Source organism: Desulfuromonas sp. KJ2020, assembly GCF_024197615.1.
Taxonomy (GTDB): domain Bacteria; phylum Desulfobacterota; class Desulfuromonadia; order Desulfuromonadales; family SZUA-540; genus SZUA-540.
On sequence record NZ_JAKUKE010000001.1, the window covers coordinates 1,229,148 to 1,253,573 of the forward strand.

Here is a 24,426-nt window from a genome sequence, read left to right on the forward strand (position 1 = left end):
CTAATCTGCCGGAGACTCCAGCCGATGAAAGGAAAGATCATGGGGACGATCGGAAGGCTGATTTTTTTTCTGTTTTGCCTCCCCGTGCTGGCGGGGCTTCTGGTCGCCTGCGGAGAACAGAAAAAAGAGACCCGCATCGCGACGTCGGTCCGTGATCACCAGGCCAAACCGCCGGTGGAAGAACCGGCCCAGGAGCTTCTCTCCACGCAGGCCTCCTTTATTGAAGTCTCGCAGAAAGTCACCCCTTCCGTCGTCAATATCAGCACGGCCCGCACCCGTTCGGCCCAGGCCCTGCCCCCCTTCTTCGAGGATTTCTTCGGGGAGTTCTTCCGGGGGCATCCCCCGATTCCACGCAAGGAGCAGAGCCTTGGCTCGGGTGTTATCATCAGTGCCGACGGATATATTCTCACCAATGAACATGTCATTCGCGGCGCCGAAGAGATCAAGGTCAAGCTTTCCGACCAGCGCGTCTACGACGGTACGGTTATCGGTGGCGATCCCCGTACGGATGTCGCTGTGGTTAAAATTGAGCCCGAAGAGGAACTGCCGGCCGCTGTCCTCGGCAATTCGGATGGCCTGCAGGTCGGGCAATGGGCTCTGGCCATCGGCAATCCCTTCGGCCTGGACCGCACCCTGACGGTTGGCGTCATCTCGGCGACCGGCCGTACCAATGTGGGCATCGAGGATTACGAAGATTTCATTCAGACGGATGCCTCTATCAATCCCGGCAACTCGGGCGGCCCCCTGCTCAACATCTATGGCGAAGTGGTGGGAATCAACACCGCCATCGTCGCCTCCGGACAGGGGATCGGTTTTGCCATTCCGATCAACCTGGCCCGGCTGATCGCCGACCAGTTGATCGAAAAGGGAGAAGTGACCCGCGGCTGGCTGGGCGTCAGCCTGCAGCCGCTGACGCCGGAGCTGGCCCGGTCCTTTGGTCTGGACAAGGTTGGCGGTGCTCTGGTCAACCAGGTCTTTGACGATTCCCCGGCGGCTGCGGCCGGCGTGCGGCGTGGCGATATCCTGCTGACCTTTGCCGGTAAGGACATCCGCGGCGTGCGGGAGTTGCAGCTCCTGGTCGCCAGCACCCCGGCCGGCAAGACGGAAAGACTGGAAGTGCTGCGTGACGGCAAGATCCTCGAACTGGAGGTCAGGCTCGCGGTTCGCGATGAAGAGGCGGCTGCCCCTAAAGTAAGTGCTGGGCAGAGCCGGGGGCTGGGAATGGTCGTTGCCGCCAACGCCGATGGTCCGGGCGTCAAAGTGGTTCAGGTCGACGAGAATAGCCCGGCGGCCCAGGCCGGCATCCGCGAAGGGGATGTCGTCCTGACGGTGAATCACGAAGATGTCAACGATGTGGCCGCTTTTGAGCGGTCGGCCAAAAAGATGACGGAAGGCAAGAACGTGGTTCTGCTCGTACAACGCGGCAACACCACGCTCTACCTGGCTTTCCCGGCACCTTGAACTTTTATAAAAAGTCACTTTTGAGGAGATAGTCATGGCCAGGCTGGTAGAAAATCCGGATCTCGCGTTTCGATTGGCGCGAGCTATCATTTCCGACATTGCTCTTTACAATCAGGAGAAAGTCAAGGACGGCATCAAGAACGACAACCTGTTCGATGTCCTCGCGGACGAACTGGCGGAGGGGCGGGAACATTTCCACTCCCGGGTCGCCCCCGATCTCCCCAACCGGGATCACCTCTATGACCGTGCCATTGTCGATGTCATGGTCAAGCAGGCGGGAAAAATCGAAAGCTCTATCTGGTAGATGGAAGAACGTCACCAGTTTACCTTCAGTCGCGGACGGCCGCCTGAACGACTGGACCATTTTCTGGCAGAACAGCTTCCCGAGCTGACGCGGTCCCAACTGAAAAAACTGATTGACGAGGGCCGGATAACGCTCAATGGCGCCGCCGCCAAGCCGGGGGGCAAGTTGAAGGGAGGGGAGGAAATCTCCGTTACCCTGCCGCCGCCCGCCCCGTCAGAGGCTATTCCCCAGGAAATCCCCCTGAAGGTCCTTTACGAGGATTCCCATCTGATCGTGATCGACAAGCCGGCCGGATTGGTGGTCCACCCGGCTCCCGGACATCAGCAGGGGACCCTGGTCAACGCGCTGCTGCATCACTGCCGTGACCTCGCCGGGATCGGCGGCGAGCTGCGTCCCGGCATTGTCCATCGTCTTGACAAGGATACCTCCGGCGTCATGGTGGCGACCAAGGACGATGAAACGCACCAGAGTCTGGCCGCCCAGTTCAAGGCGCACTCCATCTGCCGCCGCTATGTCGCGCTGGTGCACGGCCTGCTCGAGAACGATCGCGGGACGGTGGATAGCCTCATCGGCCGTCATCCGACCCAGCGCAAGAAGATGAGCACCCAGGCGCGGTCCGGTCGTCGGGCCGTCACCCACTGGCGGGTCCTTGAGCGGTTTGAACTGGACAGGCTCACCTGGGTGGAGCTGACCCTGGAGACGGGCCGTACCCATCAGATACGTGTTCACCTCTCCGGGTTGAATTACCCCATCGTCGGTGATCCCGTTTATGGCAGCAGCAGCCGGCTCGCGTCGTTGGGTGATGACGACTTGCGCAGGCGGATACAGACACTTGGCCGGCAGGCGCTGCATGCTCGTTTGCTGGGCTTCGTCCATCCGGCCAGTGGCGAGTACATGGAGTTCGAGAGCGCCCCGCCGGAGGATATGGGCAGTGTTCTCGCCTTTTTGCGAGAAAAGCACGGGCACCAAAGCGGGCTCTGATCTGAAACACAGGACGTTAATTCAAAAAGCGTCTTATCTTTAAGAAGTTACGGAGACATTCTCATCATGAAACAGGTACGCCAGGGTAAGATCACCTATCTGCAGCCGGCATGGGCCGAGGGACTCCCCCTTGCGGCCGGTTTTACTACCCGCAACGGCGGGGTCAGCCGGCCGCCCTACAACTCCTTGAACCTGGGATTCAATACGGATGACCCGGTTTACAATGTCGAGGGGAATCGTTCCAACCTCGCCCGCGCCTTCGACTTGCAGCCGCGTCAGCTGCTGACCGTCAAGCAGGTCCATGGCACCGATGTGCTCATTATCGATGCGCCCAATCCCGATCTCTCCCATTTCCTCACCGTGGAGAGCGATGCGGTGATCACCGACCAGCCCGGCATCATGGTGGGTGTGCTGGTGGCCGACTGCTATCCCGTCCTGATTTACGACGCCAAACGCAAAGTGGCCGGCGTGGTTCATGTCGGCTGGCGCGGGGCGGCGGCGGGCATTATTGCCAAGACCATCGGCGCCATGGAAGCCAACTTCGGTTGTCAGGCTGAGAACCTGCTGGCCGCCATTGGTCCCGGCATCGGGGCCCACAAGTATGAAGTGGATCGTCCCGTGCGGGATGCTTTCCGCCAGGGTTCCGGGTTCTGGGAGGAAATCGCCACGGAGGTCAGTCTGGGCTGCTGGCGGCTCGACCTCAAAAAGAGCTGTCTGCTGCAGCTGGAAAAGGCGGGGGTGAAAACCGGCCAGATCACGGCGGCGCAGGAATGTACCTGCTGTCACCGCGAGCTCTTCTTTTCCTATCGCCGGGACAAGGGCGCAACGGGGAGGCAACTGGGCTTTATCTTGATCAAGTGACGGGGTCTTCGCCCCGCTTAGCAAAACCAACCAAAAGGGGGGAGCGCCGAACGCTCCCCCCTTTTGGTTGGCATGACTTATTGCCGGTCGCCGTGTTCTATGGTGGCCAGCTCCCCTCCTTTGAAGGTCAAAATACGCATGAAGCTGCCCGCGCCCATGTCGTAGGTCCATTGCTCGACCACGACCTTGCGGGCTGAGCCGCTGCCGAGAAAGTAATCGAAAACCGTTTCTTCTCCCACGACTTCCTTCAGCAACGGGTCGCCGCATTTCTGCAGCACTTCAACTTTGGTGGCTCCCTCGGAGATGACATAGCCGTCGCAGCGCATGCCCGCCGCCCCGGCCAAGAGGGGAGAAAGCAGAAATGACAGGACGACCAGGACAGTTATCTTTTTCATGAACGTTCTCCTTATTTGCGCCAGAAAGAGGGGAAGAGCAGCACCAACACGGTAAAGATTTCCAGACGTCCGAGCAGCATACAGGCGGTCAGGACCAGTTTGCCGAAGGGGACGATGTGGGCGTAATTGTCCACCGGCCCCACCGAGCCGATCCCCGGACCGATATTGCCCAACGTGGCCACCACGGAGGCGCCGGCCGAAACCACATCCATTCCTGTCGCCGCCATGAGAAAGGAGGCGAAGACGAAAAGCCCCATATACAGGGCGAAAAAACCGAGAATGGCCTGCATGACGTCACGGTCGACGGGGTGGCCGCTCAATTTGACCAGACGGATGGCCCGCGGGTGAATGAGGCGGTAGAGGCCGACCATGGCATGCTTGAACAGCAGCAGGATGCGGGCTACCTTCATGCCGCCGCCGGTGGAGCCGGCACAGCCGCCCACAAACATGAGAAAGAGCAGCAGATATTGGGCCAGCACGGACCAGGTCTCGTAATCGGCGGTGCCAAAGCCGGTGGTGGTGAGAATGGAGGTGGTCTGAAAAGCACTGTAGCGCAGGTTGTCGAACAAGGAGGTATAGACGCTGCCGTGATTGAGAAAGACGAGAATGGCGGTCACCCCGAGGGTAAGGGCCAGGTAAAAGAGGAATTCCTCGTTGCGGTGCAATTCACGCAGCTTCCCGCGCAGGGCTTGAAAATGCAGGGCAAAGTTCACCCCGGCCAGAAACATGAAGAAGGTGATTACCCAATCGATGTAGGCGCTGTCGTAGGCGGCCACCGAGGCGTTGCGGGTGGAGAATCCCCCCGAAGACAGGGTCGAGAAAGAGTGGGAGAGCGCTTCAAAGAAGTTCATGCCCCCCAGCATGAGCAGGCCTGTCTGCACCGAGGTCAGCAGCACGTAGACCCCCCACAGCAGCTTGGCCGTATCCTGAATGCGCGGCTTGAGGCGATCCGCCGTGGGGCCGGGAACTTCGGCCTTGAACAGCTGCATGCCGCCGACACCGAGCATGGGCAGAATAGCCAGGGACATGACGATGATCCCCATGCCGCCGAGCCACTGGGTCAGAGACCGCCAGAGGAGAACACTCTCCGGTAGACCCTCGATGGCCGTCAGAATGGTGGCGCCCGTCGTGGTGAAGCCGCTCATGGTTTCGAAGCAGGCGTCGACCGGGTTGGCGATGGCGCCGCTGAACAGATAGGGTAGGGCGCCGAACAGGGTATAAAAAATCCAGCCGAAGGTGACCACGGCGAAGCCCTCGCGCACGGAGAGCTCTTTTTCCGAGCGACAGCCGACGAACATGGCCAGTCCCGACGCCAGGGTGACCAGGGAAGACAGGCCGAAAGCGACGGCGGCTCCATCGGCGAAGTAGAGAGAAAAGGGGACGGGGACCAGGATGGCGGCTGACAAAAAGAGCAGCATGGCCCCGAGAATGCGGAAGGTCAGCAGCACGTTCATCTATTCAAAAAACCTTTCCACCTTGGCGAGGGCGCCGGGGAGAGCGAAGATGACGACGCGGTCACCCTCTTTGAGCCGGCTTTCGCCACTGGGGATTTCATAGGTGGTGCCGCGGACGATGGCGCCGATGATGGCGCCGGCCGGGAAATGCAGATCCTGCAGGGTCTTGTTCTCGATGCCGCTGCCCTGCTTGACTTCGATTTCGAGCACTTCCGAGTTGCTTCCTTCGACGGTGGCCAGGGAAATGACGCCGCCGCGGCGCACGTATTTGAGAATGGCGCCGGCCGCGGCCAGGCGGGGCGAGACGCTGGCGTCGAGGCCGAGGGTGGGAGCCAGATTGACCAGTTCCGGATTGTTGACCAGGGCCAGGGCCCGGCGGGCGCCGTGTTTTTTGCAGAGCAGCGAACAGAGGATGTTGGTCTCATCGTTGTCGGTGACGGCGATGAAGACATCGGCGTTTTCGACGCCCTCGTCGATAAGGGTGCGGATATCCGTGCCCTCGGCGTGAATGACCATGGTCCGGTTCAGTTTGGCCGAAAGTTTGTGACAGCGGTTTTCGTTGCGGTCGACCAGGCGCACATCGAATCGGCGCTTCTCCAGCATCTCGGCGATGCGCAGGCCGATATGGCCGCCCCCCAGAATAAAGATGCGCGGCTTTTTGCTGACCTGTTCCTCCTCCAGTTTAAGCATGTACTGGATCGCCGGCATGTCTTTCTGGTGGGCAAAGATGAAAATGCGATCCCCGGCCTGGATGGTGTCGTCCCCGCGGGGAATGATGGTTTTGTCCCCCCGGCTGATGGCCGTAACCACAAAGCGGTAGATGCCGCGGATCTCCCCGAGCTCCTTGAGGGTCAGGTCGCAGAGGGGACTCGATTCACCGATGCGGTAGCCGATGAACTGAATCTGACCTTCGACGAACTCCGCCACATCGAAGGCGCCGGAGCGGCAGGCGATTTTGCTGATTTCCTCGGCCACGGCGTCGTCGGGGTTGATGAGCAGGTCGATGCCGAGTTTCTCTTTGGACAGCACCGCGCCGCCGCCGCTGTACTCGATGCTCTTGACCCGGGCCACCCGGGTGGGGACGCCGTACTCGCGGGCGAGCAGGCAGGCCAGGATGTTGACCTCGTCCATGTCCGTGACGGCGATGAAAATCTCGGTATCCTTGATGCCGGCCTGTTCGAGGGACTCGGCGCTGGCGCCGTTGCCGACGATCCCCATGACGTTCAGGCGATCCTGAGTGCGCTGAAGATGATCGCTGTCGCGGTCGATGAGGGTGACCTCGTGTCCTTCAAGGCTGAGGCGTTCGCAGAGAAAATAGCCGACCTGTCCGGCTCCGATTATGAGTATCTTCATGGGGTCCGTTGCTTAGAGGTTGAAAGCCTGGCGCATTTTGCGCTAATAGATGGCATACTTTGGAAGATTGTGCAAGATGAGCCATTTTGGCGAAGGGGGTTTGATGGACTTTTTTCTGGAAGTATCCGAAGAAGATATCCGCCGGGAGCGCGCCAAGGCCCGTGAGCTGCGCCAGAGCCAGTGGTGGAAGAACCGCATCGCTGCCGGGCGCTGTTATTATTGCGGGGCCGAAGTCTCCCCCAAAGAGCTGACGCTGGATCATATCGTTCCCCTTGTTCGGGGCGGCCGAAGCACCAAGGGCAACTGCGTGCCGGCCTGCAAGGAGTGCAACAGCAAAAAGCAGAGCCTGCTGCCGCTGGAGTGGGAGGACTACCTGGCCCATCTGCAGGCCCAGAAATAGCCGCGCCCGCATCCTGCTCTACAGTTCTTCGAAAAACTCCTCATCGTCGTCCTCCGATTCGCCCTCGTCAAAATCCTCATCGAGAAAGCGTTCCAGAAAACGCTGATTTTCGCGAATGCGTCGATCCACCTCGCGCTGCAGCTCCGCCAGCTCGGGAAAGCGCTCTTCCACCGCTTCATCCGGAGTTTCCTCCGGGGCGCGTTGCTCGCCTGAAGTCTGGATTTCCTTGTCAGCCATGGCGGGTCTCCTGTGCGCGGTGATAGAGTTGCAGATAGTCTTGGGCCGACCGCGTCCATGAAAAGTCCTGCGCCATGCCGCGCTTGACCAGGCGCAACCAGCTGCGTCGGTCTCCATAAAGGGCGAGGGCGCGGTCGAGGGCGGCCAGGAGGGCGGCGGGCGTCGGCTCGTCAAAGACAAAGCCGTTGGCGCGTTGCGGGTCGTCGGCCGGGTCATGCACCGTGTCAGCCAGGCCGCCGGTGCGGCGCACCAGGGGCAGGCTGCCGTAGCGCAGGGCGATAAGCTGCCCCAGGCCGCAGGGTTCGTACAGGCTGGGCATGAGAAAGAGATCGCTGCCGGCGTAAATGCGCCGGGCCAGACCGTCATCAAAGCCCAGATGGATATAGCTGCGCCCGGGAGCGTCCTTTTGCAGGCGGGCAAAGCGATCCGTGTGGACTTTTTCACCGCTGCCGAGCAGAACGAATTGCAGGTCGCGCTGAAGCATATCCTGCCAGGCACCTTCGACAATATCCAGCCCCTTCTGCGTGTCCAGCCGGGTAACCATGGCCACCAGCGGTCCCTTCGCCTGCGTGTCCAAGCCAAGGCTTTTCTGCAGGGCTCTTTTGTTGCTTTTCTTGCCTTGCAGGTTGGCGGCGCTGTAGTTGGTGGGCAGGGCCGTGTCGATGGAGGGATCCCATTGCTTGCTGTCGAGCCCGTTGAGGATGCCGCTGACGTCCTGCTGCCTCGCACGCAGGATGCCGTCAAAACCAATACCCATGGCGGGGGTGAGAATTTCGTCCCGATAGGTGGGCGAGACGGTATTGATTTTGTCGGCGTAGACGATGCCGCCCTTGAGGAAGGAGATCTGCCCATAGTATTCCAGGGCCTCCATGGTGAAGAGCGAGGGCGGCAGGTCGAGGGATTCCAGAACGGTGGCCGGAAAGAGCCCCTGGTAGCCGAGGTTGTGGATGGTCAGCAGCGTTCCCATGGAGGCGTAGAAGGGATCATTGCGCAGCTCGGTGCGCAGCAAAACGGGGATCAGGCCGGTCTGCCAGTCGTTGAGGTGGATGACGTCGGGGCGGAAATCGAGGCGGCGCAAAAAAGCGAGAACCGCCCGACAGAAAAAGCCGAAGCGTTCGGCGTTGTCGGCGTAATCTCCCGCCGGCGTGCCGTACAGACCCTCGCGGTCAAAAAACTCCTGGTTTTCGATGAAGTAGACGGTGACCCCCTCAAGCGTGGTCTGACGCAGCAGCCCCTTGCGCTCCTGACCGGCAACGGGGATTTCCACACTTTTACGGCTTTTGCGCAGAGCAAAGCCGCCGCGCTGGATGCTCTGGAAGCAGGGAAGCATGACCCGGACATCATGGCCCAGGCGGCGGAGCGCCTGCGGCAGGGAACCGGCCACATCGGCCAATCCGCCGGTTTTGGCGTAGGGAGCGACTTCGGGGGAGACCAACAGGATTTTCATGGTGTGGCACCTTTCCAGACAAAAACCTTATGCACGCCCAGGGTTTTTACCCGATGCGCAGAAATTTATCAAGCCGGTAGCCAGCCGTCGCCGCGCCCCGCCGCCATGCTTCGGTCTGCTGAAAGCAGGCGGCCATAAAATCGGGGAAGGCCGCCTCTTCGCCCTCCCAGGTGAGGACGGCCGTAAACAAAAGCCCGGTGAGGAGATCTTCAAAACGCTCCTGGCGGAACCACTGCACGCCCTCGTGCCAGTGAAGCGCCAAAAAGCGGGCGACAGCCTCATCCTCCAGCAGGCGCGATACGTCGCGGGCGGACTCTTTCACCCAGAAATCCTGGTGTTTCACCAGTAGGTGCAGCAGGGCGAGGTCGGGGCCTTTGTCCTCGGTGTCCAGGTGACGGCGCAGGGCGTCGTCCAGTCGAAACCTCAGAAGCAGGGCGGCTGTTTCCGCGGGGCTTCCGGTCGACCCCGTGAGTTCGCTCAGGCGGTGCAGAAGCAGAAAGGGCAGAACGATCCGCTTGCGCCAATCCTGGCTCTTGGTCGGCAGCAGCTTTTCACGCAGCGCCTTGAAGGTGGTCTGGTGGATTTTTTTGCGGCCGCTGCGGGCCAGTCGGGAAGCGAGCCGCAACGTTTCTGTCTGCAGACGACTGCCGAAAGTCCGGTCCGGTGACGGCCTTCTGGCACAGGTGGCGAATTCGCTGAAAAAGGCCGCCGCTGTTTCGGCCAAGCGTTGGGATACTTGCGCGGCAGCGGTCGTCGGCTTGGCCTGCAGCAGGTCCTCCGTCAGGTCGGGGGCGAGAGCGCGCAGCAGAAGGTGGTGCAGTGAGGCGAACCGTAGCCGGTCCCGTTCCAGGTCGAGATCCTTCGCCGGCTGGCCCGCCAGCTGCCCATGGAGCTGCTGCCAGGAGCCGTCGTCATCCTGGAAGAGGGTAAAATCGAGAAAGACGCGGTAGTCGTAGGCCGGCAGCTGCAGGTAAAGACCGTTTTGCCGCAGTTCATCGCTCTTTTGCAGGTATTCGAGGCCGCTGTGATGATCGCGGAAGCGCAGGAAGCTCCTGTCTCCTTCACCGGCACCCAGAACCTCGGCCAGGGTGAGGCGTTCGCTGACCATCTCGCCGCCGTCACCGGGTACCAGGCGGGCGGCCGAATGCTGCAGCCAGCCGCCGGTCTCGGCAAAGCGGTTGTGGTAGACGACCAGCGCCCGCTCGGAGCCAGCCTGGTTGCTGTAGGCCAGCACATCCTCGTTGACCTGACCGCCGCTGGTGAAGTCGAAGAGGCGGAACTGAGCCGATTCGCTGAAAAGATAGCGTTTTTTCAGCAGCGGAAAGATCTGGTGCTCGTGGTGGCGGATGAACCCCTCGTCGGGGCTTTCGTCCCAGTAGGCGCGGCGGTATTCCATCCCGTACTTTTCGCGCAGGCCCTCGATCTGGCCGTGCCCGAACATGGGCAGTCCCGGTAGGGTGGCCAGCAGCACGGCCACACCGAAGTACTTGTCGTCCTTGCCGAACTGTTCGACGGCGGTGGCCTCGTCGGGGTTGTTCATGAAGTTGACGAAACGTTTGAGGATCTCGGGGTTGAACTCGAGAACATTCTTGATGACCGAGCGATACTTGCCGTTTTCCTCACGCTTGAGCATGTTCATGAAGGCGCTGTTGTAGACCCGGTGCATGCCGAGGGTGCGCACGAAATAGCCCTCCATAAGCCAGAAGGCCTCGGCGATCAGCAGGGTGTCGGGCACCTCGGCCGCCACCCGGTCGACCACCTCCCGCCAGAACTCCTGGGGGAAGGCCTGTTCGAAGGCGGCCCTTTCCATGGCATGTTCTGCCCGGCTGGGGACACCGGCGCCACCACCGGGCTGCGGGAACCACAGGCGCTGGAAGTGCTTCTTGGCCAGGGTCATGGCCGCGTCGAAGCGGATGACGCGGAAGCGGCGGGCGATGGAGAGGATCGTCCCGATCATGGCCTCACGGACCTGGGGGAGCAGGTAATTGAGCTGGGCGGTGTCGTTCCACGGCATGTGGGTGCCGTCGTTGCCGTGGTAGATGAAGCGCACCCGGCCGCTGCGGCGATCCTCGTAGCGGAAGACCACGGCGGCATCGCTGTGGTCGTAGTAGCCGTCTTCGATCTGCAGGCAGAGGTCGCCATCGTCGGAGAGGTCGGGTCCGCTGAAACGATAGGCCGGGTACGGGGGGTGGTCGAGCTGGACGAACCAGTCGGGATGCTCCTTGATCCAGCGTGAGTAGAGTCCGGTGTGGTTGGGGACCACGTCACTGGCGAGGCGGATTCCCCGGCGCCGGCAGCGCTCCTCCAGGTCGGCCAGGGCCGCATCGCCGCCGAGATCGGCGGCAATCTGGTAATCGTAAAGAGAATAGGCCGAGGCCGAGGCCTCGGGATTGCCGCGGATCTGCTTGATCTTGCGCGAAGCGGGCGAGCGTTCCCACAGGCCGATGAGCCACAGGGAGGTGAAGCCCCAGCGGGCCAGCCGGTCGAGTTCCTCGTCGGGGATGGCGTCGAGCCGGGTAATGGCGCGGCTATAGCGGCGGCTGAGCTGATCGAGCCATACATAGGTCGATTTGGCCATGAGCACGACGTTGGCCATCCAGTCGGCATCGGAGGAGAAAGCCTCGTATTCCTCCGGGCCCCGCGCAAAGGTGGGAACGGGCACGTCGCCGGGGCCGCCGCCGCGGCTGGCCTTCTCTTCAGCGATGACGTCAAAAGCGATGAGGATATCCGCCAGCAGATCCTCCGGCAGGAGACTGCCCCAGGTCTGCCGAATCACCGCGAGCTGTCCTTCCAGGGAATCCGGCGCCGCCGCAAGAGGCGCCTGCAGCAGGGTACGCAGGGAGCCGCCCAGGGGGCCAGGAGCGCTTTCCCTGGCCAGCCAGCGGTCGAGGCGTTCCAGCACCTCGAGATAGTCTGAACTCTGGCGCAGGTCGGCGTCATCGAACAGGGGACGCGCACAGGCGGCCGCCCGGTTGCCCATCTGGATGGACAGGATATACATCTCCAGCAGTGCCTGCCGACGCTGCTCGCCCTGCAAGGGGCTGAAAATCTCAATGCCAGCCGTCTTGGCCGGTGGATAGAAGCGCCCAAAGTCATGCAGCGTTTTTCGCAGTTCGGGGAGCGCCATGGCGCCGTGGGCGGCTTCGACCCCCGCCGGCTCGACGCGAACCTGACGTTCCCGCAGATAAGCCTGGCTGAGGGCACGGAAAGCCCGGTTGAGCAGGGCGAGTAGGTAGAGCTGGCCGGCACTTCCCTTGAAGCCGGAATCCTGGCGCTGAAGCCGGTCGGCCAGGGTGCGCAGAGGAAAGAGGGCGGTAGGGCGAACTTCTTCAAAGTTCTCCGGCAAGGCCAGCTGCTGACGGGCCTTGCCGGAAATCTGCAGGGAGAGAGGAAAGTATTCAGGGTGCTTGCGATGAGGGGTCATGGTTCTTCCAGGGGGTTGAAAAGCAATCAATAGACGACGGTCGGGTCGGCGCTGCGAAGAAAACGAGCCGCCACTTCGGGTGGGGTGGGATTCATGTAAAAGCCCGTGCCCCATTCGAAGCCGGCGATCTTGGTCAGGCGCGGCACCAGCTCGATGCGCCAGTGAAAGTCGTAGGGGAGGGATCCCCAATAAGCCGGCTTGCCCAGGCGCAGATGCATGGGGGGGGCATTGTGCAGGACGAAATTGTAGGGCGGGTCGCGCAGGACGCTGCGCAGCCGCAACAGGGTATCCTTGAGAATTTCAGCCAGAATGCCCAGTTCCTGATCGGTCAGCAGAGCGAAATCGTGACTGTGATGACGCGGAATGATATTGAGCTCAAAGGGGAAGTGGGAGGCGTAAGGGGCCAGCACGACGAATTCCTCGTTGCTGCGCACGATGCGCTCGTCGGTTTCCAGCTCCTGGCGCAGGATGTCGCAGAGCAGGCAGCGTTCCTTGCGCCCGTAATATTCCCGGCACACGGACAGCTGGGTCGTGGCCACGGGGGGCGTGATGGGAACCGCCATCAGCTGGGAATGGGAATGGGGAATGCCGGCTCCCGCTTCGACGCCATGGTTCTTGAAGATGATGATATAGCGGAAGCGGGGATCCTTGCGCAGATCCATCAGGCGGGCCCGATAGGCCCGCAGCACGTTGGTGATTTCAATCGGGGTGAGATCGGCGAGCTGGCGGTCATGGTCCGGCGTTTCGATTATGACCTCGTGGGCGCCGATGCCGTTCATGGCATCGAAGAGGCCGATCCCCCGTTTGTCGAGGTTGCCTTCGATGCGCAGGGCCGGATATTTGTTGGGGATGACCCGCACCTGCCAGCCGGACGTGTCCGGGCGGCTGCCGTCCGGACGGATGGCAAAGACCTCGTGGGTGGTTTTGTCCTCGCGGCCGTAGCAGAAGGGGCAAGCGGTCAGGCTGACTTCCTGGCGTTCGAGGATATAATCGCGAGGCCTCCGGCCCCGTTCATTAGAGATAATCACCCAGCTCATTTTCAGGGGATCCCAGCGCAGTTGCGACACGGCTCATTCCTTTCTTTCCGTTTGATCATGCAGGTCTCGGTCGATCAGACATACCATTCGTCCGCTTCGAGTTCTTCACCCCGGTAATTCAGGGTCAACGGTCCTTCAGCCGGCCAGCGGGCCGTTTCTTCCCCGTCCACCAGCAGATGAATGGAGAGGGTCAGGGTATTTCCCGCGGCCAGTTCCAGAGGAGCCAGAGGGATGGCCATTTCCACGATCTGGTCGCAGGCGCCTTGACCCTCGGCCACCACGGCCTCTTCGCCGGGACGCTGCAGGGTGAGGGTCTGTCGCAGCGGGTCCAGCCGGGCGAGCCATTCCTCCTGGCTGGCCAGCCGGATTTGCAGATAGCCGCAGGCGCCGATGAGGCTGGGCAGGTGTTCCTGCGGATCCAGGCGCAGGTAGAGGTGCTTGCGGTCGTAGCCGAACAGAAGCATCGAAAATTGGCGGTGGGACGCATGCATGGCGCCGCCGGCGGAAAGGTCGGCTGCACCGGCTGCCAGCCACTCGAAATAGTCGTTGATCCGACCATCGATAAGCGGCGTGAACAGGGCTGTGGGTTCGTGAACCAGAGCCTTGCGGTGGGGCGGCTTGATGAAACTGTGCAGATGCTGGGGAACGGCCTGCCCGTCGGCCCGATAGACCGCTTCGAGATGGCGGCGAAAGAGGCGGTCGAACAGGTCGGCCTGTTCGGTGGAATGATCGTCGCCATACCACCAGAACCAGTCGCTGCCCTCGGCCCGCAGCAGGTGCAGGGCTTTTTCCGGCAGGTTGTCCGCCTTCCAGTCGATGGCGGCCTGATCGCCCAGAGTGTCTCGCCGGGTGCGTTCCAGCCACTCCCAGGCGGTGTTTTCCTCGGCATGCCCGATCCAGATGGAGAAGTCGCCATTGATCCACGATCCCGGGGCCAGTCGGGACAGAGGGCGTCCTGGCGAGGCGGCCAGGGCCTCGGAGACGGTCGTCAGGCGCAGGGATGGTTCCTGCAGCAGGCGGCCGTAGAGGGCGGCGAGAAAGGGGTAGCCATTGTCCTGGTAGCGTTCCCAGCAGTTTTCGCCGTCAAGGATGAGGGCGACGACCCCGCCGGGGTGCTCGCGGGCTATGCTTTTCAGGTGCCCCGTCAGGTCGGCGGCGGCCCGCTCTGGCTCCCAATGGGCATAGACGAAGCCGATGCGGTCGGAGAGTTCGCGATCGCGAAAGAGCAACGGCAGTCCTTCGAAACTGCTGGGAGCATAAAGGGCCTGCCGCAATTCCTGGCCCTTGTCCAGGCTTTTGGCGAGAATTTCCTCGTCCGAGGCGGCCCAGAGCACCCCTTCCTCCTTAAGAAGGCGCAGCACTTCTTCGCTGACCGACCCTTCCGAAGGCCACAGGCCGCGGGGGCGGTCCCCCAGACGCCGGGCAATGAAGTCGAGGCCGTAGCGCACCTGCAGACGGGCGTCTTCGGGATGCCGGAAGGCGGCGCCGGGGAGCTGGATGCCGGGGGTCGCCTCACGGGCAATGGCCGTCTGGCACAGCAGCGGCAAAATGGGATGCGCGTAGGGGGTGACCGAAATCTCGATCTGGCCGGCCTCTTCCATCTCCCGGTACAGATCGATGACGCCGGCTACCTCCTCATCGTAAAGGTCAAACAGTTGCAGCTTGTCCTGTTCGCTGAAATTCTCCCCCTTTTCCAGCAGGTAGGGGATAAATGCCTGCTCCTGGCGCAGGTGGTGCCCCGACCAGGCCAGCAGAAACCAGACCTGCAGATCGCGCAGATCCTGATCGCTGAAGGCGTCCGGATTAGCGGCCAGCGCGATGCTGCCCCTCTTCTGCGCCAGTTGCCGGTAACGGGCATGAGGGAGAATGTGGCGCTCACCGTGTACGGAGAAAAACTGGGTCAGCAAAAAACGGCGCTCGTCGGCGCTCATCAGCTGCGGGTCCTTACGGGCGGCCTCCAGCCAGTGATCGTCGGCCTCGCCCGCCATGTAACGCTCCAGTTGTTCTACCAGAATCGGCACGAGGTTAAAGGTCATGCGGGCGCCCGGAAATTCCCGGGCGGTTTTCAGCATCTCGCCGTAATCCTTGACCGCATGCAGATAGGTCCAGGGCATGAGGGTTTTGCCGGAAACGGGATCCCGGTAATCGGGCTGGTGCATGTGCCAGATGAGGGCAAGGTTGAGCTGGGGCATGGCGGTCTCTTTCGTCCTGAGGGTGTGGTCCCCGTTATTTCAAGGCCTTGGCCAGGTCCAGCTTCCAGCTTTCGAATTTGTCCAGGTATCGGTCGAGCAGGTCCTGGGCTCGTGAGGCTTCATCGGCCTCGGAGATGATATGGACCAGCGGCTGATGCTGGTCCGGCAGCAGCAGCACCCAGTCCTCGCCCAGACTGATCTTGACGCCGTCGATAAAGGAGGCTTCGTGATCGACGGAATCTTCACTCATTTTACGCATGATGCCGCCTTTGAGTTCCCAGGAACAGGGTCTGGTGGCACGGCGATACTGGCGCAAGGGGATGCTCTTGCGCACCTGGCTCAGACTTTGGCCGCTGCGGGCCAGCATCTCCAGGGTTTTGGCGGCCGTGAAGAGGGCGTCGAAGTTGGACTGGAAGGCGGGAAAGGCAAAACGCCCGTCCATGCCGCCGGTCAGCAGGGTGTGGCGCTCCTGGCCGGCCTCGACCAGAGAGCGGCCATCGGCCTTGGTGCGTTTGACGGTCAGGCCACTTTCCCTGGCCAGGGCCTCCACACCTTGAGGAGCCGAGACGGGCACGGCCAGCGTTCCCCTTTTTTCGGTGCGGCACACCAGGGCCGACAGGCAGAGCAGCGCCTCCATATCCGACAGCAGGGTCCCGGTTTCATCGATCAGCGTCACCCGTTCGCCGGAGGGGCCGATCCAGAAACCCGCCGCTGCCTCCAGGGTGACGACGATGCGGGCCAGTTGCTCGAGAGAGCGCTGCTGCTGTTCGGGCGGGCTGCCGGTGCGACTTTCCATGACGTGGGAGTTGAGCTCGATGACTTCGCAGCCCAGGCTGGTCAGCAAGGTCGGCAGCAGTTCGCTGGCGGGCGAATGGTTGAGGTCGATGACCACTTTGGGTGCGGCTTTGCGCAGGGCGTCGCCTTCGAGGGCCCGCAGGAATCCCTCGCGGTAGTAGTCATAGATGCGGGGGATTTCTTCAATGCCGCCCGGCTCGGAGAAATGGACCCGGCGGAAGTTTTCCTTGAAATAGATGCGTTCAATGCCCTTGGCCGCCGACGAGGAGACTTCGATGCCGTCGGCGTCGAAGAAGATGATCTCCGTCGCCGAGGGATCCTTCGGCGACTGACGGAAGTGAACGCCCCCCACTTCACCGAAAGTGGTCAGTTTGTAGCGCAATACCGGCAGCGGGATCATCTTGGTGTCGCGCACGTTGACACCGGTGGAGAGCAGCCCCCCCACGAAGGAGCGCTTGAGCATCCGCGAAGAGCGTATGGCGTCGCGTCCGGCCAGGATAAAGGCATCCTTGGGCAGGGTCGAGCCGTAGGCCGCCCCCAGCTTGGCCGCGAACTCCGGCGTCATTTCCACGTTGGTCAGGGCGCTGACCATGGCCCCCTCGAAGAGGTTCTTGCGCCACTTTTCGCCCCAGATCAGGTTGGTGGTGACAATGGAGCCTCCCTCGATGACTTTCCGCGGCCACACCTTGACATCCTTTTTGATGTAGGCCTCGTCGCCGATGGTCGTTTCATCCCCGACGACCGCCCCTTCTTCCACGATGACGCCGTGGCCGGCCCGGACATTGTGGCAGAGGACGGCCCCGCGCACGCGGCAGTCCTTGCGCAGGTAGACGTTATCCCAGAGGATGGCGTCTTCCAGCTCGACTCCGTCTTCAATCAGGCAGTTGCGCCCCACCACGCAGTTTTTCAGCCGGGCGGTGCCCTGCACCCTGGTGTTGTCGCCGATAATCACCATGCCCTCAAAGCGGGACAGACTCGGGTCGGCGATCTGGGCTTCCTCGCCGATATGGATGTCCTGCTTGGCCGCAGCGGCCTTCTCCCGGATACCGACGGCCACCTTGTGCTGGAAGATGTCCCGGCACGATTCGATATAGGCGTCGGTATTGCCGATGTCGGCCCAGTAGCCGTCGAGGGTGCAGCCGTAGAGGGGGGCCTTTTTCTGGAGCATCAGGGGAAAGACATCTTTGGACCAGTCGCGGTTTTCCCCGTCGGGAATCAGGTTGAGGACTTCCGGCTCCAGAACATAGATGCCGGTATTGATGGTGTCGGAAAAGACTTCGCCCCAACCCGGCTTCTCCAGAAACTTGGTGATCTGGCCTTCCTTGTCCGTAATGACGACGCCGAACTGCAGCGGGTCGGTCACCGAGGTCAGGGTGATGGTGGCCAGGGCCTTCTTCTCTTCATGGAAAGCCAGCACCCGGGAGAGGTCGAAATCGGTCAGCAGGTCGCCGCTGATGATGAGAAAACGTTCGTCCAGATATTTCTCGGCGGCCTTGACGGCGCCGGCCGTGCCGAAATCTTCCAGGGGGGTGACATAGGTGATGCGTACGCCGAACTCGCTGCCGTCGCCGAAAAAATTTTTGATCACCATCGGCTGATGGTAGAGCAGCAGAACCAGCTCGTCGATGCCGTGCCTTTTGAGCAGTTCGATAATGTGCAGCATGATCGGCCGGTTGATCAGGGGGATCATGGGCTTGGGCAGGTTGATGGTCAGGGGTTGAATGCGGGTGCCGAATCCTCCGGCCATAAGAACTGCTTTCATGGCAGCTTTCTCCTTTGAGCGATGATGGGTGCGAATCTAGTGGCTCAGTGTTTTTTGGCCAGTATTTTGCTGATTTCCTCTTTGAGTTCGGTGAGGTCCGAACTCTTTACCACGTAGGCGTCGGCCAGCCAGGAGGAAAAGTCGTCCTTGTAGCAGCTGAAAGCGGTGCATAGGATCACCGGCAGGTTTCCCTTCTCCTTGACAATCTTCTGCAGCAGCTGCAGGCCACTCTCCCCTTTCATCTGGATGTCGAGAACGACCAGGTCGAAGTTTTTTTGCTGCAGCCGTTCGGCCGCCTCGCTGCCGCTGCCGGCCGATTCCACCTCGTAGCCTTCGTCTTCGAGTTCGGTCTTGTAGAGATAGCGGATGTCGCGTTCGTCATCAACAACCAGGATGCGTGCCATGGATGTCCTCCCCTCGATGCGTTTTATAGTCGGAAACGGATGCAGAAGCTGGTTCCCCGGCCTTGTTCGCTGAAAATCTCAAACGCCGCATTGTGGCCTTCCAGAATGCGGGCGCACAACGACAGGCCCAGGCCTGTGCCCTGCTCCTTGGTCGAAAAGAACGGTGTCGTCACGGTGCGAATTTCTTCCTCGCTCATCCCAGGGCCGGTGTCCTTTACCGTCAGGATCACCTCTTCATGGCCCCTGGCCGTGTGTAGGGTGAGGCCGCCGCCGTTGGGCATGGCTTCCACCGCGTTGTTCACCAGGCTGCGCAGGCAGTAGGTGATCTTTTTGTAGTCCAGTACCACCTGGGGCAGATCAGGCGCCAGTTCGAGCTGGCAGTCGATGCCGTTTTCATGCAGGTCGTCCCGCATGGCGGCGTACACCGCCGTGACCAGCTGGTTGATGTCCCACTGGTCAAAGGTCGGATGCATCGACTCGGAGTAGTTGAGCACCTCCTGCAGCACCTCTTCCAGATGTTTGGCCTCCCGCACGATGGATTCGATGTAGGCCCGTTTGGCGTCGTTCTCCGCCGTGCTGCGGATGAGCGAGCGGGCAAACCCGCCGATGATGGTCAGGGGATTGCGGATGGAATGGGCCACGTTGGCTGTGATGCGCCCCACCAGGGCCATTTTTTCCATGCGCAGGATGATTTCCTGCTGGTCCTTCAGGCGTTCGTTGGCCTCGGTGACGTTGCGCAGCTCTTTCTGCAGACGTTCGTACAGGGCGGCCCGGCTGATGGCGAAGGTCACCGGCAGCGCGAAGGTTTCCAGTGACTGCAGGTCTTCGTCCGAGATCGGCTGATTGTTGATGATGTTGTCGGCCAGCAGCAGGCCGACCCGGCGGTCGGTGCTCACCATGGGAACCATGACCAGCTCGTTGACCCCCAGCGCGTCGATCTGGGCCGGATCGATATCGGTCTCCTGGCGCAGGTCGAGTATGTGGCGTGGCCGGCGTTCGTTGAGCGTGCGAATAAAGAGATGATCCTCCCGGTTCAGGGGGACGGTCAGCAACTTGAGTAAATCGCGGAACTTGGCTTTTTCTTCCGGCAGCTTGGTTTCAAAGAGCATGCGGGCCATCTCCCGCAGCGAACGGTCGGCGTGGGCCAGTTCATTCCAGATGCGCCAGGCGTCTTCCCGCTGCCGCGGGCCGACCGCCAGATAGCCTTCGAGGTTCTGACGCTCCCTGTCCACCAGCAGCAGAATGGCGCGGTTGAGGCCAAAACCTTTGCCGGCGGTGACTGCCGTGAGGGCCATGGTGATGACTTCATCCTTGTCCATGGATGTCTGCAGAACATGGCCGACTTCATTGAGAAAACGTTTTTCCCGATCCCTGACGGCAAGCTGATGCTCCAGAAGTTTCGTCCTGGCGCGAAGCTGCAGCAGCTCGCTGCAGACGGTGGGGAAGATTTCCGCCATCTCGCCATCGGAACGGCTGAATGTTTCCGCATCTTCCAGAAAGTGCGGGCACTCAAGGCAGCGCTGCAAAATGCGCTGCTGGCGGTCGTAAAGCAGGGCGCCGTCCTCCTCGTGCAGATAGGGACACTGCCCCGGATCGATGTGTTCGAGATGCCAGCAGCACTGAGGATTCACGGTCGTCACCGATAGAATGTTTGTTCCAGGAAAAATCATGCTTTGCCCAAAGAAAGCGTTCAGAAATTATAGCAGTACCAGGTGCGAATGCAACGGGAATGACTATTGTTTTTTAATGAAAAAATGCCCTTTTTGGGGGTGTCCGGGAAAGGAGCGTTCTCGGTTAAGTATTGCTCTCGGCCGGGAGACCATGGCATAGTCGACCCCTATGAACGACAAGCGCTACCACCTCTTTTCTCAATTTCTGAAAGACCGTTTCGGCGGCAGGGTGCACAAGATCTCGGTGGACGCCGGTTTCTCCTGTCCCAACCGCGGTGACACCCGCCAGCAGCCGGGCTGCCTCTTCTGTGACCCGGGCGGTTCGGGTGCTGTCGGCATCGCCCGAAGTCAGTCCGTGGCCGAGCAGTTGGAACTGGGCAAGGAGATCATGGTTCGCAAATACAAGGCCAGACAGTTCATTGCCTACTTTCAGCCGTTCTCCAACACCTATGCGCCGCCGGAACGTTTGCGGCAACTCTACGACGAGGCTCTCAGCGTTACCGGAGTGATGGGGCTGGCCGTCGGCACCCGTCCCGACTGTCTGCCGCCGCCCGTCCTCGACCTTCTGGCCGAATACCATCGGCGCACCTTCTTCTGGCTCGAACTCGGCCTGCAGACCACCCACGATGCGACCCTGAGCTTTCTTCGCCGCGGCCACGACTATCAGCGTTTTCTGTTAGCTTATGATGAGGCCAAGGCCAGAGGCTTGAGCGTTTGTGTCCATGTGATTCTGGGGTTGCCGGGAGAGAGTCGCGCCCAGATGCTGGCCACGGCCGACGAGATGGCGCGTCTGCAGGTCGATGGCATCAAGATCCATCTGCTGCATGTGCTCAAGGGGACGCCTCTGGGGGAACTCTACCAGCAGGGGCAGGTCGAGGTGCTCTCCCAGGAGGACTACGTGCAGCTGGCCGTCGATTTTCTCGAAAGGCTGCATCCGGACACGCTTATCCACCGTCTTACCGGGGACGGACCACGGGATTTGCTGCTGGCGCCCTTGTGGTCGTTGAACAAATGGGAAGTGCTCAACGCCATCGACGACGAGCTGCGCCGGCGGGACAGCCGCCAGGGAAGTCGCTGTTCGGTAAAAATATGAGGAAAAAAGAGTAGAATACCCCGTACACGCCGTCGGGAGGTTGGCGTCAGGGGCGAAAGGCCGTCAGTTCCAGGTCAGGAACTGAGGTTTTTCAGCTGGATGGCTTGCAGTTGTTGCGGCGTGACGTCTTCGGCGCCTCCCCAGGAAATAAGCAGGAGAGAAGCCCAGACGATGCCGACAGCGAGGATGAGTAGTCTTTTCATGGCGCGTAAAATATATAATTTTTTGCCTGAAAGCAAGCCCTTATTGCAGAATGCCTCTGACGTTAATCCCGACTCGACGCGGCCTTCTTGTCTGCCCCGCCGCACTGTGATATCGTTCGTCCTCTGAATCGGGGCTGATCTGCGGCCCCTCTTCCACCTGAAGAAGTCCTTGAATCTATCCCCTGCATACTCTGGCCTGACCATGGATCTGCGAACGCTCAATAAAGAACAGCTGGCGGCGGTGCGCCATACCGAAGGGCCGCTGCTGCTACTGGCCGGCGCCGGCTCGGGCAAAACCCGGGTCATTACCTATCGTATCGCCTATCTTCTGCTGGAGAAGGGGGTGCGCCCCGAGAATGTTCTCGCCGTCACCTTCACCAACAAGGCGGCCCGTGAGATGAAGGAACGGGTGCTGGAACTGGTGGGGCGGGCCAGAAACAAAGGGCTGGTCATCGGCACCTTCCACTCCCTCTGCGTGCGTATTCTCAAGGAGGACATCGAGCGCCTCGGCTACAAGAAGAATTTTTCCATTTACGGCGCCGCCGACCAGGCCCGTCTGATCAAGGATCTGCTGCAGGGGCTCGACAGCGGCAACAAGAAGTTCGACGCCGACCGGGTGCTCTGGCTCATCTCCGACGCCAAAAACCGGCTGGTGCCCCCCCAGGACTTCGTCGGCCGCTTCCAGGACGAATATGCCTGGGTCGCGGCCGAGATCTATCCGCGTTACCAGCGCGCCCTCAAGGCCTTCAACGCCATCGACTTCGACGATATCATCATGCTCGCCGTCACCTTGTTGCAGAACTATCCCGAGGTGCTGGCCAAATACCAGGAGCGCTTCCGTTATATTCTGGTGGACGAATACCAGGACACCAACGCCGCCCAGTACCTGCTGCTGCGCCTCCTGTCGGGCAAATACCACAATCTCTGCGTGGTCGGCGATGACGATCAGTCCATTTACGGCTGGCGCGGGGCCGATCTGGGCAATATCCTCGAGTTTGAGAAGGACTTTGCCGGCACCACCCTCATCAAGCTGGAGCAGAACTACCGCTCGTCGGGAACCATCCTGTCGGCGGCCAATGCGGTCATCCGTCACAACGCCAAGCGCAAGGAGAAGGCCCTGTGGACGGCCGGCGACAGTGGCCGCCAGCTCGAGCTCATCTGTTGCGAGGACGAGGAGGACGAAGCGCGCATGGTCATGGAGCGCATCCACGCCGAGCGGTTTCGTCTCAACCTGGAGTACCGCGACTTCGCCATCCTCTACCGCACCAACGTGCAGTCGCGCGCCTTCGAGGAGCAGCTGCGCTACGAGAATATCCCCTACGTCCTGATCGGCGGGCAGCAGTTCTTCGATCGCAAGGAGGTCAAGGACGCCGTGGCCTATCTGCGGGTGCTGGTCAACCCGCGCGACGAGGTCAATCTGCTGCGTATCCTCAACTACCCTCGCCGGGGCATCGGCGAGACCAGCGCCGACCGGCTCATCCGTTTTTCCGCCGAGCACAATCGGCCGCTGTGGGACGTTCTCGAAGCGCCCGGCGCCGTGGAGGAGCTGGGGGAGAAGGTCGTCGAGGCGGTGGGCGCCTTCGTGGCCCTCATGGATGGCTATCGGCAGCGCTTTGCCCGCGGCCGGCGTCTGGCCGAGATCGCCCGGCAGTTTTTCGCCGAAATCAAGCTGGAGGACGAGATCTACCGGCAGACCGAAGATCCGGCCAAAGCCAGGCGCCGGGCCGACAACGTCGAGGAGGTGGTCAACGCCATGGCCTCCTACGAGGAGCGTGAAGAGAAGCCGAGCCTGGCCGGCTTTCTGGAGAAGGTGTCCCTTTTGGACGACGACCATCCGGGACGCAACGACAAAGAGGCCAAGCTGGCCCGCAACGCCGTGACCCTCATGAGCCTGCATTCGAGTAAGGGACTGGAATACCCGGTGGTCTTTCTGGTCGGTCTGGAGGAGGAGTATCTTCCCCACAAGAAATCAATCCACGAGACTTTCGACGTGGATGAGGAGCGTCGCCTCTGCTATGTCGGGATCACCCGGGCCCAGAAACATCTGGTTTTGCTGCATGCCAAGCAGCGGAAAAAATACGGCAAGCTGCTGCCCCGCCTGCCCAGCCGGTTTTTGCAGGAGATTCCCGCCGACCTGATGGAGCAACAGCAGAGCGAGGGCAAGCCGAATCTTCCCGAGGCTGAACAGGAGAAGCTGGCCAAGAGTTTTTTCGCCGGCATCGAGGATCTGCTCAAATAAGGAGATACGACGCAAAAAAGGGGCCCTTCCCGTCAGGAAAGGGCCCCTTTTACATGTGCAAAGGTCAACGGGCTGTCAGCGCATCAGTAGAAAAATCACCGCAAGAATTACAACCGCCACCACGGCCCCGATGATCATTTTGCCTCCGCCGCCGCCCGCTTCGGGAGCCGGTTCCTCCAACTGGCCGACCACCGGAAAACGTTCGATGACCGCCCTGACATGGGGGGCGTTTTTCAGCTCGTCGGTGAGGTCATGGCCGGCCTGGTGCAGTCCCTGATGGTTGCCGTCCGTCCAGAGCTTGCTGTCGCTGAAATCATAGATCTTGCCGTTGACGGCTCCGTAGGCCTTGCGTCCTTCGCGGCCATCGAATTTTGCCAGTTCTTCTCGGGTCATGGTGTCTCTCCTGCCGGTTCATGGGGAAACCTGCTGAACGAGCCAGGCGGAATGGGTTGTCGGTTCAGACAAGTCGACATTTTACCAGAGTTGATCGTAAGAACAAGTTTTGGGCCGGAAGGGGTCACGCACCCGCCTCTAGGAAGAGAGGAGGGGCCGCGAGCTGGCGCAGAACACTGTGCACACTTGTGTGTCAGTCCGTTACGCCGCTACGGTCGTTATTGCCTTTCCGCAGGCCGTTTTTAGCTACTTTTAAAAAAACGCCGTTCTGGATTTTGGCTGGAAAAACATGACTCCAATGGTTGTTATTCTTAAGTGGCC

General features: G+C 61.1%; 20 protein-coding genes. 7 read left to right on the forward strand and 13 right to left on the reverse strand.

Annotated features, from left to right (window positions below):
- Positions 1-24 precede the first annotated feature (24 nt).
- The 4 genes from MJO47_RS05660 (at position 25) to pgeF (ending at position 3,607) form a co-directional block, all read left to right on the forward strand.
- Complete coding sequence (locus MJO47_RS05660; protein ID WP_253960141.1) at positions 25-1,461, forward strand: DegQ family serine endoprotease; 1,437 nt, start codon at positions 25-27, stop codon at positions 1,459-1,461.
- 34 nt (positions 1,462-1,495) lie between these two features.
- Positions 1,496-1,765: a hypothetical protein gene (locus tag MJO47_RS05665; RefSeq protein WP_253960142.1), complete on the forward strand. Its 270-nt coding sequence runs from the start codon at positions 1,496-1,498 to the stop codon at positions 1,763-1,765.
- On the forward strand, positions 1,766-2,746 hold the full coding sequence (locus tag MJO47_RS05670) for an RluA family pseudouridine synthase (RefSeq protein WP_253960143.1): 981 nt from the start codon (positions 1,766-1,768) through the stop codon (positions 2,744-2,746).
- A 66-nt stretch (positions 2,747-2,812) separates the two neighbouring features.
- Positions 2,813-3,607, forward strand: a complete 795-nt coding sequence (pgeF, locus tag MJO47_RS05675; RefSeq protein ID WP_253960144.1) for a peptidoglycan editing factor PgeF — start codon at positions 2,813-2,815, stop codon at positions 3,605-3,607.
- Between the two features lie 77 nt (positions 3,608-3,684).
- Here pgeF and MJO47_RS05680 read toward each other — a convergent pair whose 3' ends face one another.
- From MJO47_RS05680 to trkA, 3 genes are read right to left on the reverse strand one after another with little or no spacing between them, the layout of a single operon-like run.
- Positions 3,685-4,002: a DUF2845 domain-containing protein gene (locus tag MJO47_RS05680; protein WP_253960145.1), complete on the reverse strand. Its 318-nt coding sequence runs from the start codon at positions 4,000-4,002 to the stop codon at positions 3,685-3,687.
- An 11-nt stretch (positions 4,003-4,013) separates the two neighbouring features.
- Complete coding sequence (locus MJO47_RS05685) at positions 4,014-5,456, reverse strand: TrkH family potassium uptake protein (RefSeq protein WP_253960146.1); 1,443 nt, start codon at positions 5,454-5,456, stop codon at positions 4,014-4,016.
- Positions 5,457-6,809 carry a Trk system potassium transporter TrkA gene (trkA, locus tag MJO47_RS05690; RefSeq protein ID WP_253960147.1) on the reverse strand — a complete coding sequence of 451 codons (1,353 nt, stop codon included), beginning with the start codon at positions 6,807-6,809 and terminating at the stop codon, positions 5,457-5,459. It lies immediately after the preceding gene.
- A gap of 103 nt (positions 6,810-6,912) precedes the next feature.
- On the opposite strand from trkA, the gene MJO47_RS05695 reads away from it, so the two are divergent.
- Entirely contained in the window at positions 6,913-7,209 is a 297-nt protein-coding gene (locus MJO47_RS05695; protein ID WP_253960148.1) for an HNH endonuclease, read from the forward strand.
- 18 nt (positions 7,210-7,227) lie between these two features.
- On the opposite strand, the gene MJO47_RS05700 is transcribed toward MJO47_RS05695, so the two are convergent.
- From MJO47_RS05700 to MJO47_RS15605, 8 genes are read right to left on the reverse strand one after another with little or no spacing between them, the layout of a single operon-like run.
- Entirely contained in the window at positions 7,228-7,446 is a 219-nt protein-coding gene (locus MJO47_RS05700; protein WP_253960149.1) for a hypothetical protein, read from the reverse strand.
- Positions 7,439-8,893, reverse strand: a complete 1,455-nt coding sequence (glgA, locus tag MJO47_RS05705; protein ID WP_253960150.1) for a glycogen synthase GlgA — start codon at positions 8,891-8,893, stop codon at positions 7,439-7,441. The genes MJO47_RS05700 and glgA overlap by 8 nt, the downstream gene beginning before the upstream one ends.
- Before the next feature lie 46 nt (positions 8,894-8,939).
- On the reverse strand, positions 8,940-12,317 hold the full coding sequence (locus MJO47_RS05710; protein ID WP_253960151.1) for an alpha-amylase family glycosyl hydrolase: 3,378 nt from the start codon (positions 12,315-12,317) through the stop codon (positions 8,940-8,942).
- Between the two features lie 26 nt (positions 12,318-12,343).
- The gene (gene galT, locus MJO47_RS05715) at positions 12,344-13,384 is read right to left on the reverse strand and encodes a galactose-1-phosphate uridylyltransferase (protein ID WP_253960152.1); all 1,041 of its coding nucleotides are present in this window, start codon (positions 13,382-13,384) and stop codon (positions 12,344-12,346) included.
- A 44-nt stretch (positions 13,385-13,428) separates the two neighbouring features.
- Positions 13,429-15,546: a glycoside hydrolase family 57 protein gene (locus MJO47_RS05720; protein WP_253960153.1), complete on the reverse strand. Its 2,118-nt coding sequence runs from the start codon at positions 15,544-15,546 to the stop codon at positions 13,429-13,431.
- 34 nt (positions 15,547-15,580) lie between these two features.
- A complete protein-coding gene (locus tag MJO47_RS05725; RefSeq protein ID WP_253960154.1) occupies positions 15,581-18,103 on the reverse strand; it encodes a mannose-1-phosphate guanyltransferase in 2,523 nt (840 codons plus the stop codon).
- A 44-nt stretch (positions 18,104-18,147) separates the two neighbouring features.
- Positions 18,148-18,507: a response regulator gene (locus MJO47_RS05730; RefSeq protein WP_253960155.1), complete on the reverse strand. Its 360-nt coding sequence runs from the start codon at positions 18,505-18,507 to the stop codon at positions 18,148-18,150.
- Positions 18,508-18,530: 23 nt separating this feature from the next.
- The gene (locus tag MJO47_RS15605; protein ID WP_253960156.1) at positions 18,531-20,138 is read right to left on the reverse strand and encodes an ATP-binding protein; all 1,608 of its coding nucleotides are present in this window, start codon (positions 20,136-20,138) and stop codon (positions 18,531-18,533) included.
- Positions 20,139-20,346: 208 nt separating this feature from the next.
- Here MJO47_RS15605 and MJO47_RS05740 point away from each other — a divergent pair, with 208 nt between their 5' ends.
- Positions 20,347-21,270, forward strand: a complete 924-nt coding sequence (locus MJO47_RS05740; RefSeq protein WP_253960157.1) for a TIGR01212 family radical SAM protein — start codon at positions 20,347-20,349, stop codon at positions 21,268-21,270.
- A gap of 74 nt (positions 21,271-21,344) precedes the next feature.
- Here the strand turns inward: MJO47_RS05740 and MJO47_RS15470 are convergent, their stop codons facing one another.
- Entirely contained in the window at positions 21,345-21,473 is a 129-nt protein-coding gene (locus tag MJO47_RS15470) for a hypothetical protein (protein ID WP_256502277.1), read from the reverse strand.
- Positions 21,474-21,675: 202 nt separating this feature from the next.
- Between MJO47_RS15470 and MJO47_RS05745 the strand changes: the two genes are divergently transcribed.
- On the forward strand, positions 21,676-23,712 hold the full coding sequence (locus MJO47_RS05745; RefSeq protein ID WP_253960158.1) for an ATP-dependent helicase: 2,037 nt from the start codon (positions 21,676-21,678) through the stop codon (positions 23,710-23,712).
- Between the two features lie 75 nt (positions 23,713-23,787).
- On the opposite strand, the gene MJO47_RS05750 is transcribed toward MJO47_RS05745, so the two are convergent.
- Entirely contained in the window at positions 23,788-24,105 is a 318-nt protein-coding gene (locus tag MJO47_RS05750) for a cytochrome b5 domain-containing protein (RefSeq protein WP_253960159.1), read from the reverse strand.
- Positions 24,106-24,426: the final 321 nt, after the last annotated feature.